The sequence below is a fragment of the Achromobacter sp. SIMBA_011 genome, assembly GCF_046535435.1.
Classification (GTDB): domain Bacteria; phylum Pseudomonadota; class Gammaproteobacteria; order Burkholderiales; family Burkholderiaceae_B; genus Achromobacter; species Achromobacter dolens.
This window is the reverse complement of record NZ_JAWRWN010000293.1, coordinates 1-285: the sequence shown is the minus strand read 5'-3', so window position 1 is coordinate 285 and position 285 is coordinate 1. Positions and strand designations below refer to the sequence as shown.

Sequence of the window (285 nt, the reverse complement as noted above, 5' to 3'; positions counted from 1 at the left end):
CTGCGCCATCTCGGCAGTGCGCGCACGGGCGCGTATTTTTCCGTGGCGCCGCTGTTCGGCGTCGTGCTGTCGCTGCTGATCTGGCCGGCACTGCCGTCCGTCACGTTCTGGATCGCGGCCGCGTTGATGGCGCTCGGCATCTGGCTGCATGTGCGCGAGCGGCACGAACACGAGCACGCGCACGAACGGCTCGAACACGCGCACCGGCATCGTCACGACGAACACCATCAGCACGCGCACGACTTTCCGTACGACGGCAACGAGCCGCACACCCATCCGCACGTG

General features: G+C 67.4%; 1 pseudogene. It reads left to right on the top strand.

From position 1 onward, the window contains the following. A pseudogene (locus SB816_RS31010) lies at window positions 1-285 on the top strand (EamA family transporter); the annotation flags it as partial.